The organism is Candidatus Poriferisodalis sp., from assembly GCF_965205175.1.
Taxonomy (GTDB): Bacteria; Actinomycetota; Acidimicrobiia; order Acidimicrobiales; family Poriferisodalaceae; genus Poriferisodalis.
In genome coordinates, this window is the sequence record NZ_OZ242038.1 from 2,295,653 (window position 1) to 2,313,373 (window position 17,721).

The window sequence follows — 17,721 nt, forward strand, 5'->3', positions numbered from 1 at the left end:
CAACCGCTAGGTGATTGCGCTCACCGCTGCGACGCACACGAGGATCTCCACCGGGAGCGCTACCTGCAGGTGTCTCAGTCTGCGTTCAAACCGTTCCGCTCGGGCGTCGGCGTCGCGGCGGTCCGCGTCGCGTTGAGCGTCCCGTTCCTTGCGGTCCTCTTCACGCTGAGCTGCGAGCTCTGCGGCCCAGCGTGCGATCACCGCACGGTCTTCCTCGCGCTGGGCTGTCAGTTCTTTGCGGTCTTGTTCGCGTTGGGCTGCGGCTTGCTTACGGTCCTGTTCACGCTGAGCCGTCAGTTCTGCAGCCAAGCGCGCTATCACCGCGTGGTCCTCTCCGCGTTGTGATGCCAGTTCTTTGCGGTCCTGTTCGCGTTGGGCTGCGGCTTGCTTACGGTCCTGTTCACGCTGAGCCGTCAGTTCTGCAGCCAAGCGCGCTATCACCGCGTGGTCCTCTCCGCGTTGCGCCTCTCGTTCTTTGCGGTCCTCTTCGCGCTGGGCTGCCAATTCCTTGCGGTCCTCTTCGCGCTGTGCAGTTTGTTCTCCTGCCCAGCGTGCGATCACCGCGTGGTCCTCTCCGCGTTGTGATGCCAGTTCTTTGCGGTCCTGTTCGCGTTGGGCCGCGGCTTGCTTACGGTCCTGTTCACGCTGAGCCGTCAGTTCTGCGGCCCAGCGCGCCATTACCGCGTGGTCCTCTTCGCGCTGCGCCTCTCGTTCTTTGCGGTCCTCTTCGCGCTGTGCAGTTTGTTCTCCAGCCCAGCGTGCGATGACTGCGTCGAGGTAGTCCTTGGTGACGAATCGCGACAGTTCCGTCTTCAGATCGTCCTTGGTAACGAACCGTGACAGCTCGGCGGCGAGATCGGCTTTCGTCGGGAACCGGGCCAGCTCGGTCTTCAGGTCTTCTTTTGTGGGGAAGCGTGCCAGCTCGGCGGCGAGGCGCTCGCCGGTAACGGGATCGGGCGGCGGGGCGAGTGACATCAGCAGTTTCGCGAACGGTTGGCCGAACTCGTCACACAGCTGAGCATAGAGCAAGGAGCGTTCCTGTTCTGTCACGGTCGCCTCCGCGTGTGGGTCTGTCAGGTCGATGCGAACCGTAGGAGACGGCGGCACGCAGCCCAAATGGGTTTCGTGCCGGCCGCAACGTCGAGGGGGGCGAGCGATATCGGCGGTTTCGTCAGCGGTGCGCCGAGCTGGTCACACGGTTGATCTTGGACCTTCTTCGGGGCCGGTCGCTTGTCTGGCTCAGTGTGCGTCGATCAGCCGGCAGCCGACACGACGACGTTCGTGGGGAACCGGGCCGACTCAGTCGTGTGCCGGTCGCACGGGTCCGCAGCGCGGAGCGCGCCAGTTCGGGGGGTCCGGTTGTCTCGGTCGGCGACTGCGCCGCGTCGTGCCGGTTTACGATCGCTTGCGGCGCTGCGCCGGGTGCGGGTCGGTTCGGCTGGTGGTGTGGTGGCTGTGCGGACACGGCAGCACAGGCAGCCCCTCTCCCCTGTTTTTGGGGTGGGGGGCTGCCTGTGCTGCGGTGCGGTGGTGCGGGGGGTGTGGTGTGGTCAGTATCCGTATGGGGTGCTGGGGACGTTGCCGGTGGTGACAGCGATTTTCTGGGCGCGGTTGTGGAAGTCGACCGGCTCGGTGCGGGGGCCTTTGCCGTAGGTGGCGTCGCCGTCGCCGTCGTCGTCGATCTCCGGCACGCGGCCGCTCCAGCTGTAGGTCGAAAGCAGGTAGTTGCCTGCCACGTGTGAGCCGGAGTCGGTGTCGAACTGGCCTCGGGTGCCGTCAGGCGCGTACTCGTAGAAGCTGCCGTAGAAGGTGACGACGCCTCTGCCTGAGCCGCTGGTCAGCGTCGGCAGCTTGGAGATGTCGGTGGTCGAGAACTGTATGCGGGCGGACTTGGAGGGCCGCAAGAACTCGACCGACGCTGAGTAGACGCTGCGCTCGGCGGGCTCGGGTGGTGTGGCGGCCCAGCCGGCGTCGGTCGTGACCACGGTGCGGGCGGTGATCCGGGCCGAAGAGAACGCGCCCGCGGTGCACGAGACGGGAGAGCCGCCTGTGTAGTGGCCGGGCACCAACGCGCCGAGCACCTGGCATGTCAGGGTGTTCGTGAGCACGGTGTGCACGAAGTCCTCCCAGGTGACCAGAATGCCGACGGTGGTGACGCCGCCTCGCATCTTGTAGCGGGAGCTCAGCCACTCCGGCACGGCGGCGAGCTTGCGGCCGCGGCGGGCGCAGTTGCTGTACTCGGCGGTGAAGCTGTCCGCGAAGGCTTTGGTGCCGGTCACCGCGGTGTGCATGTCGCCCAGGGTGGGGGTGCCCGCCAGGACCGTCACGTCGATCCTGCCGCCCCCGGCGGCGCCGATCCCGGGCACGACCCGCACGTCGATGTCGACCGGGTCGTCGGGACGGTGGAAGCCGCTGCCCGAAGCGCCCGCCGGGCGGCGCACGTTGACGGACCAGTCGTTGCCGCGTGCGCCGGCGGCGATGCCGTCCCAGCGGGCACGGATCTTGAGATGATCCCCGCTCTTGGGGCCCAGGTAGCCGATCGCGCGGCGGCTGAGATCGGCGTCGCTGCCCCACTGCTCGTCGGCGGGCAGCCCGCCGGTCAGGTCGTCGTCGGCGGGGTCGTCGTTGACGCCGGTGTCGGTCTTGCCGATCTGCACCGAGGTGGCCCCGAACTTGGGTATCCGCTTGGTGACCACGGTGCGGGTGTAGCGGGACTGAGCGCCGCTCTCGGTGTGCACGAACGCGCCCCGGTCGATGGTCACCACGTCGCCGGCCTGCAGCGCATAGCTGCTGCCCTTGGCTTCGTAGGAGTCGCCGGTGTCGCCGTCGCCGTTCATGTCGAACGCCTCCGCCAGCTTCCAGACGACCTTGTAGCCGTTGATCTGGTTGTTCGCCGCTGCGGTCTGCAAGGTGGCGTCGCCGAAGCTGAAGCGCGTCTTGATCTTCGCGCCGGCTTTGCTGACGACCGACACGGGATGGTAGTCGGCCGCATGGCTCGCGGAGTTCACGTCGTTGGGCCGGGTCAGCTCGCTGTCGGACAGCTGGGCGACACGCACCGCGGCGGAGTTCTCGCCCTCCACCGCGACCAGCTCCACGACCGGCACCACCGGCACCGTCGTCTTCAGCGGGACCGTGAAGCTCGCGGGCTGCACACGACGCATGTCGCCGGTCACGCCGAGCATCGAGCCGGACTCGTTGGGGCGCAGCTCGATGCGGTCCCCCGCCTTGAGCGTGTCCGACGAGGTGACCGTCACACGAGTCCCCGCGCCGCACGTGCCAGACGGCGGATAGTTCGTGTCGGCCTCGATGCCGTCAGCGGCGACCGCCATCGGGGCGCCGTTGAGGTACAGCATCGACGCGAGCCGGTCGAACCAGGCGTCGAACGTCGTCGTCGTGGTACGCGCCGCGGGGGTCTGGCTGATCTTGTCGCTGAAAGTGATCGTGAACTGGCGGTCCTCTTCTTCCTGCTTCGCTCTGTCCTCAGCGGACAGATTGCCGACGATGCGCCCGTCGCGTGTCAGCGGGTCCCTGGAGATCTTGGCTGTCAGCGGCGCACCCCCCGAAGCGGCCGCCACCGCGGCGGCCATCACCGACGCCGGCACCGCCGCGGTGCCGCCCACAGCAGCGATCCACAGATGCTGACGGGCGCCCGCCGCGTCGGCGACCGGGGTCGCGGCGAGCCAGTCCCGCACCGAGACGGGCAGCACCTCGCCGACCAGCAGCGCCGGCACCGGCTTGCCCGAACCGCCGATCCCCGCACCCAGAACGGGCGCGGCGGCCACGCCGTCCGCCGCGGACGTCGCGGACACCAAAGCCACACGATTCGTGTCGGTGCCTACACCCGCGCAGGCGCCCCACATCAGCCTCGCCACCGCGACCGACGTCGCCGCCGCATCCGCGCCGGCGACACGCTCGGTCCTCGCCCCCAAAGCAGTCACCTGATCCGCGACCGCAGCCGACACCTGATCGGTGCCGCCCACGATCACCACACGGTCGATCCCGTTGTCGTCGATGTACTCCGCCGCGGCGGCCGCCAGCGCGTCTGAGGGGGTGAGCAGCAGCGGCATCTCCAACGCGTACGCCAGCGGCCCCGCCGCGACCGCCGCGCTCCACGGGGCGGCGTCCCCGTTCGCGAGCAGCACCGCGTCGTCGTTGGTGCCGCACCAACGCGCCGAGGAGCGGGTCAGCTTCGCCATCGCCGCCGCGGTCGCATACCGGTCCGCCCCCGCGACCCTGGTGACTTTCGGGGACGACGCCAAGCCCTCCAGCTGGGTCACCACCCGCTCCGACACTGCCGCTGTGCCCCCGGCGACGTACACGGTGCGCACCCCCTGGTCCTCCACGAACTCCGCGACGCCGCGAGGCAGCCCGTCGGGGCGGGTCAACAGCACCGGCGCCTGCTCATAGCCCGCCAGCCCCGCAGCCGCCACGGCGTCCACCAGCGACGCCCCCGACGCGACGATCACCGCGTCCACCGTCCCAGGCGTGCCGTCGTCAGCGAAATGCTCCGCCAACAACAGCGCCGTCGCGTAACGGTCCCCCCCGGCGAACGCACGGCTGTCAGGACGCCCGTCACGGTTCGTGTCCACCAAGAACTCGCCCGCCGAGTTCGCCGCCCCCACCCCGGCGCCCGGCGCCACCGCCAGCATCGACCCCGCCACCGCAGCCGCCAGCAGCACCACAGCCGCCCGCCTGCGACCCGACAGCACCCACAGCCTCGCTCGACCCAACAGCACAGCACACCTCACAGCACAACCCTAGACAGCAACGACCCGTCGACCCGTCGCGGCGCCCGAACAGGCGCCTCACCAACACAACCGCACCCCGCCCCCCCCTGTGACACCCCCACCCCCCAGCCCCGCAGGACCCCCAGCCGGACGGGCGCCCCAAAGGCCGCCGCCGGCGAAGTCCCAGGGCCGGCCCGCGGACCCGCCGGCCGACCCCCGCGGCCGACCGGGCGCCTCAGGACGCCGCCGGCGGGGGGCCGCCGGGGCGGCGAAGACGATGCCGTCCCGAAGCCGTCGAGAGCTTCGGGACGGCAGCACACGAGGCGCCGGCGGGCGGGGGGGCTAGCCGAGGGGGTTGCCGGGACGCAGCGAGGGCACGTCGCCTGACACGGCCCGCACCCTGCCCGCGGCCGACGCGTAGTCCGCGGGCTCGCTGGTCGCGGTCTTGGCTTTGTCGGCGGCGCCGTCGCGGTCGTCGTCGATCTCGGCTGGGAGCCGGCCGGGCACCCCGAGGCTGGTGTCGGCGGCCTGGTCGGAGCCGTTCGCCCACAGGTAGCTGTACGCGACCGCGGCCGGGCTGCCGGCGAGCGTGCCCGCGGTGGTGGACCAGTACTCCCCGCCGAAGCTGACCACGCCTTTGCCGGCGCCGGTGCGCAGCCCGGGCAGCCGCTGCGGGTCGCGGGTGGTGACCCGCACATGGAACGTCTTGGTGGGCAGGCCGCTCGAGCCCACTGTCCCGTTGTCGGCGGAGGACACCACCGCCGTGTAGTGGTCGTGGTTCGCCGGCGTGTAGGGACGCGCCGAGTGGGTGAGCATGTCCACCAGCATGGACGCGTCACGGCCCACGGGGTCCCCGCCGGACTCGTTGCTCTGGATGTGACGCACCTCGCCGTTGGTGCGGAACCCTGCCGGCACATTGCTCAGGACATGACCGGGCACCAAAGCGGCGAGCACCTGGTCGCGCAGCTTCTGGCCCGTCGCGGTGCCCGGCAGGTCAGCGACCCAGTCGCCGAAGGTGATCTCGATGCCGACCGAGCTGACCCCCCCGCCGAAGAACGTCGGCTGGTTGCGGACCTGCTGGTCGCCTATCGCGGTGCCCGACGACGTCTCGGCCCATTCCTTGGCGTTCACCCGCACCCTGCGCCAGTTGCAGTTGTTGCTGAGCTCGCCGGCCTCGGGCGGATAGTACACGTCGAAATTGGCTGCGAACTCCTTGTCGGCCCGCAGAATGTCGTACACGTCGCCGAGCGTGAAGCTGCCGCCGACGAACGTGACCGAGATCTGCCCGCCGACGCCGGTCGCGTACTTGTTCACGTCCACGTCGAGCCGCTGCGCCCCGTTCGGGTCCCAGTCGGGGGAGAACAAGGTGCGCACCGTCCACTCGTTCCCCAAAGCGCCCGCCGCGTACCCGTCCCAGCGGGGCCGCACATGCAGATACGTCGTCGTGTTGGCCCGTCCGACGAACCCCAGCGCGCGGCGGCTGATCAGCGGCGTGGAGTCGTTCGCGTTCCCGTCCAGCGCCACCACCGCCGGCAGGCCCCCCGGCTTGGCGTCGTCGGCGGGGTCGTCGTTCACTCCCGTGTCCGGGCGGCCGACCCGCACCGAGGTGACCGCGAACTTCGGGACCCGCTTGGAGACCGTGGTGCGCGCGAACCGGGACTGGGTGCGGCTCGCGGTGTGCGTCAAAGCGCCCCGGTCGACCGTGACGGTGTCCCCGGCGCGCAGGAAATACTTCGACCCGGCGGCCTCGTTCGTGTCGGTCGTGTCGGAGTCCTCGCCCGGGTTCCAGTTGTACGCCTCGGCCAATACCAGGTTCACGTTGTACCCCGGGAACCCCGACGCGTTCCCCACCGACTCCAGGTCGTAGCCGTCGTCGGGCTTCACCTTCGGACCCGGCCGGTTCTTGAACCGTGCGGTCGTGACGCTGATCTTCCCCGCCGTGCCGTCGATCTGAGTGTTCACGTTGCCCCGGTCCGGATAGGAGTAGGCGTCCAGGTACAGCTGCATCTTGGTCTGGCCCTCCACTGCCACCACCGTCGGCGTCGGGTCCACCGACGCCGGCGGCGGCAGCGCCGGGAACACCGCGGAGGCGGCCTGCACCATCCGCCTGTCCCCCCCGGCGCCCAGCATCGAGTTCCGGTTCGGGCGCAGCTCCACCCGGTCCCCCGGCTGCAGCAGCCGATACCCCGGAGGCGCCGGCAAGAGCACCAACAGCTGCGTCCCCGCACCCGCCGAGCACGCATCAGGCGCCGTGTAGCCCTCGTTCACCGTGAAATTGTTCACCTCCACGTTCGAGCCGTTCACGTACACCATCGACGCCAACGCCTTCCGGTCCGCCGCCGACAACGCGTCGCTGCTCAGCCGCAGCCTGTCGCTGAACGTCAACGTGAACCGCGAACGTTCGCTCGTGTCGAAACTGATCCTCGCCGACAACGCCGGGGCTGTGCCCGCCGCGTCCACCGCCGCTGTCACCACACCAGCCGAAACCGCAGCAGTTCCCCCCACCGCCACCACCGCCAGATGCGTCTTGCTCCCCGCGCTGTCAGTGGTCGGCGTGCCCGCCAGCCAGTCCCGCACCGACCCCGGCAAGCTCTTGCCGACCAGCAGGATCGGCGCCGGCCGGTCGTCGCGGCCGATCCCGCGGCCCAGCACCGGCCCCGCCGCGACGCCGTCAGCAGTCGAGCCCTGCGACACCAACGCGACATGCGTGCGGTCCGCGCGCAGACCCCCGCAGCCCTCCCACATCAGCTCCGCCACCCGAACCGACGTCGCCGCCGCGTCCGCGCCCGCATAACGGTCCACCCGGGCGCCCAGCGCCGCCGCCTCGTCCGCGACCGCGTCGGACACCTCCGTCTTGTCGCCGATGATCACCACCCGGTCGATCCCGTTGCCGCGGATGAACTCCGCCGACGCCGCCGGCAGCCTGTCAGCCGCCGTCAGCAGCAACGGCGTCTGCATCTGATACGACAACGGGCCCGCCAACACCGCGGACGTGAACGGCACCCGGTCCCCGTTCGCCAACAGCACCGCCTCATCGTCAGACTCGCACCACCTCGCCGAAGGCCTGATCATCTTCGCCATCGCCGCAGCCGTCGCGTACCTGTCCGCACCCGCCACACGCCTCACCCGCGGCCTCGACGCCAACCCCTCCAACCGGGCGACCACCGCGTCGGACACCGCCGACGGGCCCCCAGCCACATACACCGTCCCCGGCCGCTGAGCGTCAACGAACTCCGCCACACCCCTCGGCAGCCGGTCACGATAGGTCAAGATCACCGGCGCCTCCACATAGCCCGCCAGCCCCGCAGCAGCCACCGCGTCGATCTGCGACTCCCCAGACGCCACAATCACCGCGTCCACCGACCCCGGCACACCCCCGTCAGCGAAATGGCGCGCCAACAACAACGCCGTCTCATACCGGTCCCTGCCCGCGAACCCCCGACTGTCAGGCCGACCGTCCCGATCCGAGTCCACCAGCCACTCACCAGCCGAGTTCGCCGCACCCACCGGCACACCACCCACCAACGACCCACCCAGCAGCGAACCCCCCAACAACACCACCGCCAGCACCACCCACCACGACCTGCGACCCGACACACGAACAGCCGACACAACACACCTCACAAAACCCGCAGCACCCCGAAACAGGCACCTCACACACAACAACCACACCACACCCGCACCTGTGACACCCCCAGCATCCCACAGCATCCGCGTCCGGCCGCACGCCCACCCCCGCCCCACTCCGACACGCAGCCGACCGCAGAACACTCCCCGAACCAGCCGCAGCCCCCAAACAAAGACGCCGGCCCCACAAGCCCGCAGCCCGCCGGACCGGACCCGGGCAGGCTCTGCCGCGGGGCCGCCCAGCCACGCCGGCGGACCCCACCCAAAGGAGTACGCCGGTGTGTCGCGTCGAGGGCGCCGCCAGGCTGCCGGCGCCAGACCCCCCGGGGGGCTAGTTGACGGGCAGCTCGAACTGGTAGGAGGGCACGTCGCCGGCGGTGACCCGCACCGTGTGATCAGGCGCCGCCCACTCCACCTGCTCAGTGAGCACCCCGGCAGTCTTGGACTGCTTCGCGTTCCCGTCGCCGTCGTCGTCGATCTGCGCCGGCAGCTTCCCCGGCACGCCCTGCGAGTCGTCCTCCACCTGATCGGACGCCGTCGGGTTCAAATAGCTGACCGGGAAACGGCCGTCCCAGTTGATGTTCCGGATCCCGAACGGGGTCTTGGCCGGCTCCCCTTCCCACAGGTCAACCAGCGTGCCGCTGTCGTCGTAATAGTAGCCGGGGAACATGATCGCCCCTCCCGACACGCCCGTACGCGGCCCCGGCAGCAGCGACGCGTCGCCGGTGGTGAACCGCAGATGCCACACCTTGATCGGCCGAGCCGCAGCCACGTTGCCGGTCTGATGGTGCGTGAACTTGCGCTGCGCCGAGTCCGCGACATAGTTGCTGTTGCCGTACACGTCCGCAGCAGCGATCAGGTCCGCGGCGTTGTCCGGGTTCCAGCCCGGCACCAGCGACCCCAACAAGAAATTGCGCAGCTCGCTGGTGTTCTTATGCGCCGAATGCCACTCCCCGAACGTCACCTCGATGCCGACGCTGGACACCCCCCCGATCAACGGGTAGAACCTGCGATGCCAGTACGTGTTCACCGCCGACTCGTTCGCCGGACGAGCCGTGATCAGCTTCTCGCGGTCCGCGCAGTCATAGGCCAGCGTGAAATTGTCGGCGAAGTCCCTGTCGGCGTTCAACGCGTCCGCAATGTCGCCCAACGTCGGGGAACCCGCCAGGAACGTCACCCGCACCAGCCCGCCACCCGAACGGCCCACATTGCGGCCCACCGTCACGTCGATCTCCACCTCCTCGTCCTCCAACGCCGCGCCAGGCGCCCAATACGCCTTCGCGTAGTCGAAGCGCACCGCCCAGTCGTTGCCCTTCGCGCCCGCCGCGATCCCGTCCCAGCGGGCATAGGCCTGCATCTCGCGAGCCACCGTCAACCCCGACGCCGGCCACGTGATCGACGCGGACGTCGAACCGTCGTCGGCTTTGATCCGCGCACGCGGATCGCTGAACGCCGCCCCCACCGGGGCGCCCATGTGCGCCACCGGACGCAGACTCAAAAACCCTGTCTCGGTCGGCTTGGGCGCCACGTCCCCCGGCAGACCGCCCGGCTTGCCGTCATCAGCAGGGTCGTCGTTCACCCCCGTGTCGGGCCGCCCCACCCGGATCGAGGCGACCTTCGGCTTCGGGGTGCGCTTGGCCACCGCCGCACGCTCCAGCCTCGACCCGACGCCGTCCAACGACAACGCGCCCCGCTCCACGGTCACCGTGTCCCCCGCAGCCAGGAAATACGGACTGCCCTTCGCCTCGTTCGTGTCGGTCTTGTCCTTGTCGCCGTTGAAATCGAACGCCTCCGCCAACGTCAACGCCGGATCGAACGCCTGCGTGTTCGTGCGACGGAACGACACGTCCTCCAAAGCCGCCACCGACACCTTCGCGCCCCGCTTCGAGGTCACAGACACCTTCCCGTTCGACAGCACCAGATCCTCATCGCCGCCCACCGCCCCAGTGGTCCGCAGATACACCTGCTTTTGGCCCTCCACCGCGATCACCTCCAACGGCGGCACCACCGACACCGACGCCTTCAACGGCACCGTGAACGACGCCGCCCCCACCCTGCGCATGTCACCCGACGCGCCCAACGCCGCGTCCCTGTCCGGACGCAGCTCCACCTTGTCGCCCGCCTTCAACGGCGCCAGCAAAGTCGCCGTCACCCTCGTGCCCGCCGTGCACGAACCCGCCGGCGGGAACGCGTCGTCCAGCTCCACCTTCGACACCAAAGCCGACACGCCGTTCACGAACAGCATCCCAACCAGCTTCGACAGATCCGCCCGCGTGGAGCGGATCGCGTCGCTGAACGTCACCGTGAACACCGACGGATCACCGGTCACACGGCCCGACCGAGACGCCGGCTGCGCGCTGATCGACGCCGACAACGAAGGCGCCGACCCCGCCGCAGCCACCGCAGCAGACACCACACCAGCCGACACCGCAGCAGTCCCCCCCACCGCCACCACCGACATATGCGTCTTGTTCCCCGAAGCGTCCTTCACCGGCGTCGCAGCCAGCCAATCCCGCACCACCCCCGGCAACTCCGCCCCCACCACCAAAATCGGCACCGGACGGCCGTCCCGATCCAGACCGCGGCCCATCACAGGCCCAGCCGCCACACCATCAGCCGTCGAGGACTCAGACACCAACGCCACCCGGCCCGTGTCAGTGCCCAAACCCCCACAACCGCCCCACATCAACTCCGCCAGCCTCACCGACGTCGCCGCCGCGTCACCCCCCGCATACCGATCCACCCGAGCCCCCAACGCCGTCACCGCGTCAGCCACACCCTCCGACACCTCCGACACGTCCCCGACGATCACCACACGGTCGATCCCGTTGTCCCCGATGTAATCCGCCGACACCGCAGGCAGCCTGTCAGCCGCCGTCAACAACAACGGCACCTGCATCCGATACGACAACGGACCCGCCAACACCGCAGACGTGAACGGCACCCGATCCCCGTTCGCCAACAACACCGCCTCATCATCCGAACCGCACCACCGCGCCGACGACCGCACCCGCCCCGCCATCGCCGCCGCCGTCGCATACCTGTCCGCACCCGCCACACGCACCACCCGCGGCTTCGACGCCAAACCCTTCAACTCGGCCACCACCGCATCCGACACCGCCACCGGACCACCAGCCACAAACACCGTCCCCACACCCTGATCCTCCAAAAACGCCGCCACCCCCCCCGGCAACCGATCACGATACGTCAACACCACCGGCGCCTCCACAAACCCCGCCAACCCAGCAGCAGACACCGCATCAATCTGCGACTCGCCCGACGCCACCACCACCACATCCACCGACCCCGGCAAACCCCCATCCGCGAAATGCCGCGCCAACAACAACGCCGTCTCATACCGATCCCGACCCGCAAACCCACGAGCATCAGGCCGACCGTCCCGATCCGAGTCCACCAACCACTCACCAGCCGAATTCGCCGCACCCACCGGCACACCCCCCACCAACGACCCACCCAACAACGAACCCCCCAACAACACCACCACCAACACCACCCACCACGACCTGCGACCCGACACACGAACAACCGACACAACACACCTCACAAAACCCGACAGCACCCCAACAGGCACCTACCCAACACAACCACACCACACCCACACCTGTGACACCCCACCCCACCAACCCACCACAGCCGCACTCAGGCGTTGCTGGTGGTGCGGCTGGCCCTGCGGGCGGTGCGGCGCGAGTCCACCACGCCCGTGTCGAATCCGGCGAGATGCAGACCGCCGGCAAACCTGGCGTGCTCGATCTTGAGGCAGCGGTCCATCACCACGTCGAGGCCCGCATCGTGCGCCAGCCGGGCGGCCTGCGGGCTCCACAGACCCAGCTGCGCCCAGAAGGCCTGCGCGCCGACATCGATGGCCTCGAGGGCCACGCCCGCGAGATCGGCGGGCCGTCGAAACACGTCCACCAGATCAGGCACTGCCGGCAGATCCGCCAGACGCCGATAGCACGGCCTGCCAAGAATCTCGTCGGCCGCCGGGTTCACCAAGTACACGTCGAAGTCCGTGCTGGAGCTGAGCAGGTAGGTGGCGACGAAGTGGGAGGGCCGGGCCGGGTTGGCCGAGACGCCGACCATCGCGACCGATTCGGTGCGCCCCAGCAGCGCCTGCCGCTGCGCAGCGCTCGGCTCGGCCCAGCCGTCTACGTCTACCGGCTCGCGACCGCGGCGCCGGTCGCTTGCGGGGCCGCGGCCGGTGGGGCCGCGCCCGAGCGCACCGTCGCCGATCATGCCGGCACGGCCTTCGCGAGCGCCTGGTCGAGGTCCCAGCGGATGTCTTCCACGTCTTCGAGTCCCACCGACAGGCGGATCATGTCCGCGCTCACGCCTCCCGCCGCGAGCGCTTCGTCCGACAGCTGCTGATGCGTCGTCGAAGCGGGATGGATGACCAGCGTGCGAGCATCGCCGACGTTCGCCAGGTGGCTGATCATCTGCAGCGATTCGATGAAGTCCGCTCCCGCTTGGCGCCCGCCGCGCACGCCGAACGTGAACACTGCGCCCGGTCCCCGCGGCAGGTAGCGACGAGCGAGCTCCCGATAGGGAGAGGACTCGAGCCCCGCATAGGCGACCCAGCTGACCGCCCGGTGGGCCTCCAGATGCTCGGCGACGGCCTGCGCATTCGCCACGTGCGCGTCCATCCGCTGGGCCAGCGTCTCGAGGCCTTGCAGCAACAAGAACGCTGTCATCGGCGACATCGCGGCGCCGATGTCGCGCAGCTGCTCCGCCCGCAGCCTGGTGCAGAAGGCGTACTCGCCGAAGTTCTCCCAGAAGCGCAGCCCGTTGTAGCTGGCGACGGGTTCGGTCATGTCGGCAAAGCGACCGCTGCCCCAGTCGAACCTGCCCGCCTCACTCACCACGCCGCCGAGGGAGTTGCCGTGGCCGCCGACGAACTTGGTCGCCGAGTGCAGCACGATGTCCGCGCCGTGCTCCATCGGACGGCACAGGTAGGGCGTGGCGAACGTGCCGTCCACGACGAGCGGCAGCCGGTGAGCGTGAGCGACGTCGGCGATGGCGGCCACGTCGGCGACCGAGCCCGACGGGTTGCCGATGATCTCGGTGTAGCAGAACTTGGTGCGCTCGTCGATGGCGGCCGCGTACGCGTCGGCGCTGTCCCCGTCCACGAATCGGGCTTCGATGCCGAAACGGCCCAGCGTCACGTCGAACATCGTGTGGGTGCCGCCGTACAGCGCGGTGGAGGTCACCAGGTTGTCGCCGGCGCTGCACAGCGCAGCCGCCGTCAGGAATTCCGCCGCCATGCCCGAGGCGGCAGCGACGGCGCCGATCGCACCTTCCAGGCTTGCCATCCGCTCCTCGAAGGCGTTGACGGTCGGGTTGGAGATGCGGCTGTAGATCGTGCCGTACTTCTGCAACGCGAACAGATCGGCTGCGTCTCGTGCATCCTCGAACACGAAGCTCGTGGACTGGTAGATCGGGACAGCACGCGCCCCCGTGGTCGGGTCGGGCCGGCCGCCGGCGTGCAGCGCACGTGTACGGAACCCGAACCGGTGGTCGTTCATCGTGCGCAGCCTAGAACGAGCCGGCGACCGTCTTCGAAGCGGCCCACGTCGCTCTGGTGCGCGCAAGACGACGGCGCGCAAGCCGTCGGAGACGCACCGGAGTCTTAGTCTTGCGGCGCGGCCTGCTCGCTCGGCGCCGCAGCCACGATCTGCGGCGGGCGGTACGACTCCACCGCCGGCGCGTCCTCGCAGCGCTCCGCTTCCACTAGGCAGGTGTGGGCCGAGGGGCCCTGGCCCAGCCGGCTGGTGCCGACGTCGGCGGTGAGCGTGTTGGGGTTGCCTGCACGGCAGGTGCCGTCGGGCGCAGGGTCGTACCACGCCCCGGTGGAGATCTGCACCACGTCTTCCATCACCGCTTCGTCGATGACCGCGCCGGCCAGGCAGGCGCCGCGGTCGTTGAACAGGCGAACCACGTCCCCGTGGCGGATTCCCCGCGCTGCTGCGGTTGCGGGATGCATGCGTGCCGGTTCGCGGCCGGCCACCTTGGTGGCTTGGCTGGGCGCTGCATGGTCGTACTGGCTGTGCAAGCGCGCCGCAGGCTGGTTCGTCACCAAGTGCAGACCGAAGCGGTCGCTGCGTGCCCCGCCCAGACGTTCGAAGGGCTCCATCCAGGCCGGGTGCGGCGGGCAGTCGTCGTAGCCGTAGGAGGCGATGGCTTCGCTCCACAGCTCGATGCGGCCGCTGGGGGTGCGCAGCGGCTTGGCAGCCGGGTCGCTTCGGAAGGTCTCCAGGAAGACTTGGCGAGGTTCGCCCATCAGCGCCATGCCCGGTGCCGGCTCGCACCCGTTGCGCACGAACTCTTCATAGGGCGGCGACGCGGGATGCGCCGCTTGCCAGATGCCGTAGATGGCCTCCAGCCACTCGTCGGCTGTGCGTCCCTCGGTGAACTGCTCGCCGAAGCCCAGCCGTTCGGCCAAGCGGGAGAATATCCAGTAGTCGTCGCGTGCCTCGCCCACCGGCGCGGCAGCCGCCGACATCGCGATCAGCATCGTTTCCGCGCCACCGATGTCGTTGCGCTCCAGCGGCGTGGTCGCCGGCAGCACGATGTCGGCACGGCGGGCCAGCGGCGTCCAGAACGGCTCATGCACAATCACCGTCTCGGGCCGCTGCCATGCACGCACCAGCCGGTTCAAGTCCTGATGATGATGAAAGGGATTGCCGCCTGCCCAGTACACCAGCTTGACGTCGGGGAAGCGGCCGCGCTTGCCGTCGAAGTCGAACGGCTGGCCCGGGCCTTCCAGCATCTCGGTGATGCGCGACACAGCGATCGTGGGCGGACCGGGCTGTCGCATCGGCACCGGCAGACCCGGTATCCGGGCGCGCACCTGGCCTGCGCCGGTGTTGCCCTGCGTCCCGAAACTGCATGCATAGCCGCCGCCTGCCACGCCCACCTGGCCCAGCACGCACGCCAACGCCAGCGCCGTCCAGTAGGGCTGTTCGCCGTGATGGGCCCGCTGCGTGGACAGGCTCAGGTTGACCAGCGTGCGCTTGGCGGCCATCTCGTGGGCCAGCGCGACGACATCGTCGGCCCGAATGCCGGTGATCTGCGACGTCCACGCCGGCGTCTTGGGCGTGTCGTAGTCCACTGCTCGGGCCCACGCCGGCTCAGCGAGCAGGCGGCCGCACGGTGCCGGTCCGCCCGCGGGAGGTGCGTAGCCTTCGCCCAGCAGGTAGGCCCGCAGCGAGTCCCAACCGTGGCAATGCGTCCGCAGGAACGCTTCGTCGGCGCGCCCCTCGGTCACCAGCGTGTGCATGACCCCGAGCATCAGTGCCACATCGGTGCCCGGGCGGATCGGCAGCCAGCGAGCGCCGACGGACGGCGCGAAGTCGTCTCGCAACGGGCTCACGTTCACGAACTGCACGCCAGCGTCGCGCGCCCGAGCGATCCAGTCGTTGTGATGATGAGGCCCTTGACCGCCGTAGGTGACGTGGGAGTTGGTGGCGCGCATGCCTCCGAAGCACACGAACAGCTCGGTGTGCGCGCAGATCACCGACCACGAGGTCTGGCGAGCGAGCGCCGCGTGGTAGCCCATGCCCAGCATGTAGGGGAAGATCGCCTCCGCAGCCGCGGACGAATAGGTGCCTTTCTGATCGGTGCAGCCGCCGAGCAACCGCATGAAGCGGTGCTGCTGAGCCGAAGCCAGCCCGAACCGGCCCGCTGAACCCCAGCCGTAGGCGCCGCCGAAGATCGACGAACGGCCATGGCGTTCGCGCACCCGAGCCAGCTCCGACGCAACCAAGTCCAAGGCGCGGTCCCAGTTGACCTCCACGAACGGCTCGCGGCCGCGTAGATGCGTCTGCGAGCCGGGCCCGTCGCGCAACCACGACTGGCGCACGGCGGGACGCTGCACCCGATGCTCGGCATAGTGCTTGAGCGAGTCCCCCAGATGCGAGGGCTCGGGGTCGGCGGGGTGGCCTCGCACGGCCAGCACCTCGCCGTCACGGGCATCGACGAGGAACGGTCCGAAGTGCGTCCCGAGCGCCGTGGTGCGCACGCCGCCTGGCGCCCCGCCGCCCGCAAGGTCGTTGCCCGCGACCTCTCTGCCAGCGAGGTCGCCGGGCGCAAAGTCGCTTGCCGGGCGTTCGTTCATGGGGCCGCGACAGAGACGGCGAGCTCAGCGGCAGGCGGAGCTGCTGCGGGCTCGTCCGTGCTGCGCTGCCACGCCTCTGCCAACAGCTCGAGGCTGGTGATCCGCTCGGCGAGGCCGAAGGTGGAGGTGTGTACCATCAACTCCGCGGCACCGGTGGCGGCCGCCAGAGCCTGCAGCCCGTCGACTGCCTCGGAGGGATCGCCCACGATGGCGTTCGTCGGCATAGCAGATGCGCGGTGCCATTCGGGATGCGACATCGCGTCGTCCGGGTGAGCCAGCGGCCAGAACCGGCCGGTGCGAATACCCCAGCGGCGCAGCAGCGAGGGTGCAGCGTGGTAGCCGGCAGTGTCGGAGTCTGCCGCGGTGACCAGGCCCACGCTCACCATCACGTACGGCGCATCGAGCACCGCAGACGGCTGGAACCGCTGCCGGTACAGGTCCACAGCGCCGAGCACGCCGCCCCCGTCGAAATGGTGGGCAAACGCGAAAGGGAGCCCGAGGTAGCCCGCGAGCTGTGCGGAGTAGCCGCTGGAGCCCAGGAGCACGACCGCCGGCGCCGAGGTGGCCAGCGGCGTTGCCCGGAAGTCTGTCCACGGGCCGTCGGCGGCGCGCACGTCTCCGAGATAGGCCATGAGATCGATCAGATGGCTCGGAAAATCGTCGATCTGCCAAGGGTCTGGCTGGGCTCGGTCTGGCTGGGACCGGTCTGGCGCAGGGTGGCCGTCGCTGGAATCGTGCTGGGTCGGGCCCCGAATGGCTGCCGCCGTGGCGCGATCGCTGCCCGGTGCGCGGCCGACGCCGAGGTCGATGCGGCCGGGGTGCAACGCCTCGAGCATGGCGAACTGCTCGGCCACCACTGCCGGACGGTGATTGGGCAGCATGACGCCGCCCGAGCCCAGCTTGATGCGCTCGGTGTGAGCAGCCAGATGAGCAATCAGCACCGCAGGCGACGTGCTGGCCACCGTGTCGATGTTGTGGTGTTCGGCTACCCAGAAGCGGCGATAACCCAGTCGATCCGCCGCACGCGCCAGCTCGGTCGTCTCCGCCAAGGCCTGCGCACTGGTGCCGCCCGCTCGCACGGTCGCCAGGTCCAGCACCGACAGCGGAACGGGTTCGCGCACTCCCACGGCATCAGGCTACGAACCGTGGGCGGTGTGCGTCCGGGCGGAGCGTGGGCAGGGGCCTCCGTGCCCGAACAGCTGCGAGCGCGACTGTCGGCTGTGTCTCGTCCGGGCG

At 69.7% G+C, this 17,721-nt stretch carries 8 protein-coding genes; all 8 read right to left on the reverse strand.

From position 1 onward, the window contains the following. Positions 1-6: 6 nt before the first annotated feature. The 8 genes from ACOGI4_RS09995 to ACOGI4_RS10030 all read right to left on the reverse strand — a co-directional run bounded on the left by ACOGI4_RS09995 (position 7) and on the right by ACOGI4_RS10030 (position 17,612). A complete protein-coding gene (locus ACOGI4_RS09995; RefSeq protein WP_419841528.1) occupies positions 7-1,050 on the reverse strand; it encodes a hypothetical protein in 1,044 nt (347 codons plus the stop codon). 500 nt (positions 1,051-1,550) lie between these two features. Next, positions 1,551-4,736, reverse strand: a complete 3,186-nt coding sequence (locus ACOGI4_RS10000) for a cell wall-binding repeat-containing protein (RefSeq protein ID WP_419841529.1) — start codon at positions 4,734-4,736, stop codon at positions 1,551-1,553. Positions 4,737-5,069: 333 nt separating this feature from the next. Beyond that, the gene (locus ACOGI4_RS10005; protein ID WP_419841530.1) at positions 5,070-8,324 is read right to left on the reverse strand and encodes a cell wall-binding repeat-containing protein; all 3,255 of its coding nucleotides are present in this window, start codon (positions 8,322-8,324) and stop codon (positions 5,070-5,072) included. Between the two features lie 361 nt (positions 8,325-8,685). After that, entirely contained in the window at positions 8,686-11,892 is a 3,207-nt protein-coding gene (locus ACOGI4_RS10010; RefSeq protein WP_419841531.1) for a cell wall-binding repeat-containing protein, read from the reverse strand. Between the two features lie 122 nt (positions 11,893-12,014). Beyond that, entirely contained in the window at positions 12,015-12,608 is a 594-nt protein-coding gene (locus ACOGI4_RS10015; protein ID WP_419841532.1) for a CoA-binding protein, read from the reverse strand. Continuing rightward, positions 12,605-13,894, reverse strand: a complete 1,290-nt coding sequence (locus tag ACOGI4_RS10020) for an O-acetylhomoserine aminocarboxypropyltransferase/cysteine synthase family protein (RefSeq protein ID WP_419841533.1) — start codon at positions 13,892-13,894, stop codon at positions 12,605-12,607. Before ACOGI4_RS10020 ends, ACOGI4_RS10015 begins: the two co-directional genes overlap by 4 nt. Before the next feature lie 104 nt (positions 13,895-13,998). Beyond that, positions 13,999-16,485 carry a molybdopterin-dependent oxidoreductase gene (locus ACOGI4_RS10025; RefSeq protein WP_419841534.1) on the reverse strand — a complete coding sequence of 829 codons (2,487 nt, stop codon included), beginning with the start codon at positions 16,483-16,485 and terminating at the stop codon, positions 13,999-14,001. Beyond that, entirely contained in the window at positions 16,482-17,612 is a 1,131-nt protein-coding gene (locus ACOGI4_RS10030; RefSeq protein WP_419841535.1) for an LLM class flavin-dependent oxidoreductase, read from the reverse strand. Before ACOGI4_RS10030 ends, ACOGI4_RS10025 begins: the two co-directional genes overlap by 4 nt. Positions 17,613-17,721 lie beyond the last annotated feature (109 nt).

Coding starts and splice junctions, on each gene's coding strand:
- ACOGI4_RS10020 (WP_419841533.1), bottom strand. CDS start 13,894: ATGAACGACCACCGGTTCGGGTTCCGTACACGTGCGCTGCACGCCGGC.
- ACOGI4_RS10015 (WP_419841532.1), bottom strand. CDS start 12,608: ATGATCGGCGACGGTGCGCTCGGGCGCGGCCCCACCGGCCGCGGCCCC.
- ACOGI4_RS10025 (WP_419841534.1), bottom strand. CDS start 16,485: ATGAACGAACGCCCGGCAAGCGACTTTGCGCCCGGCGACCTCGCTGGC.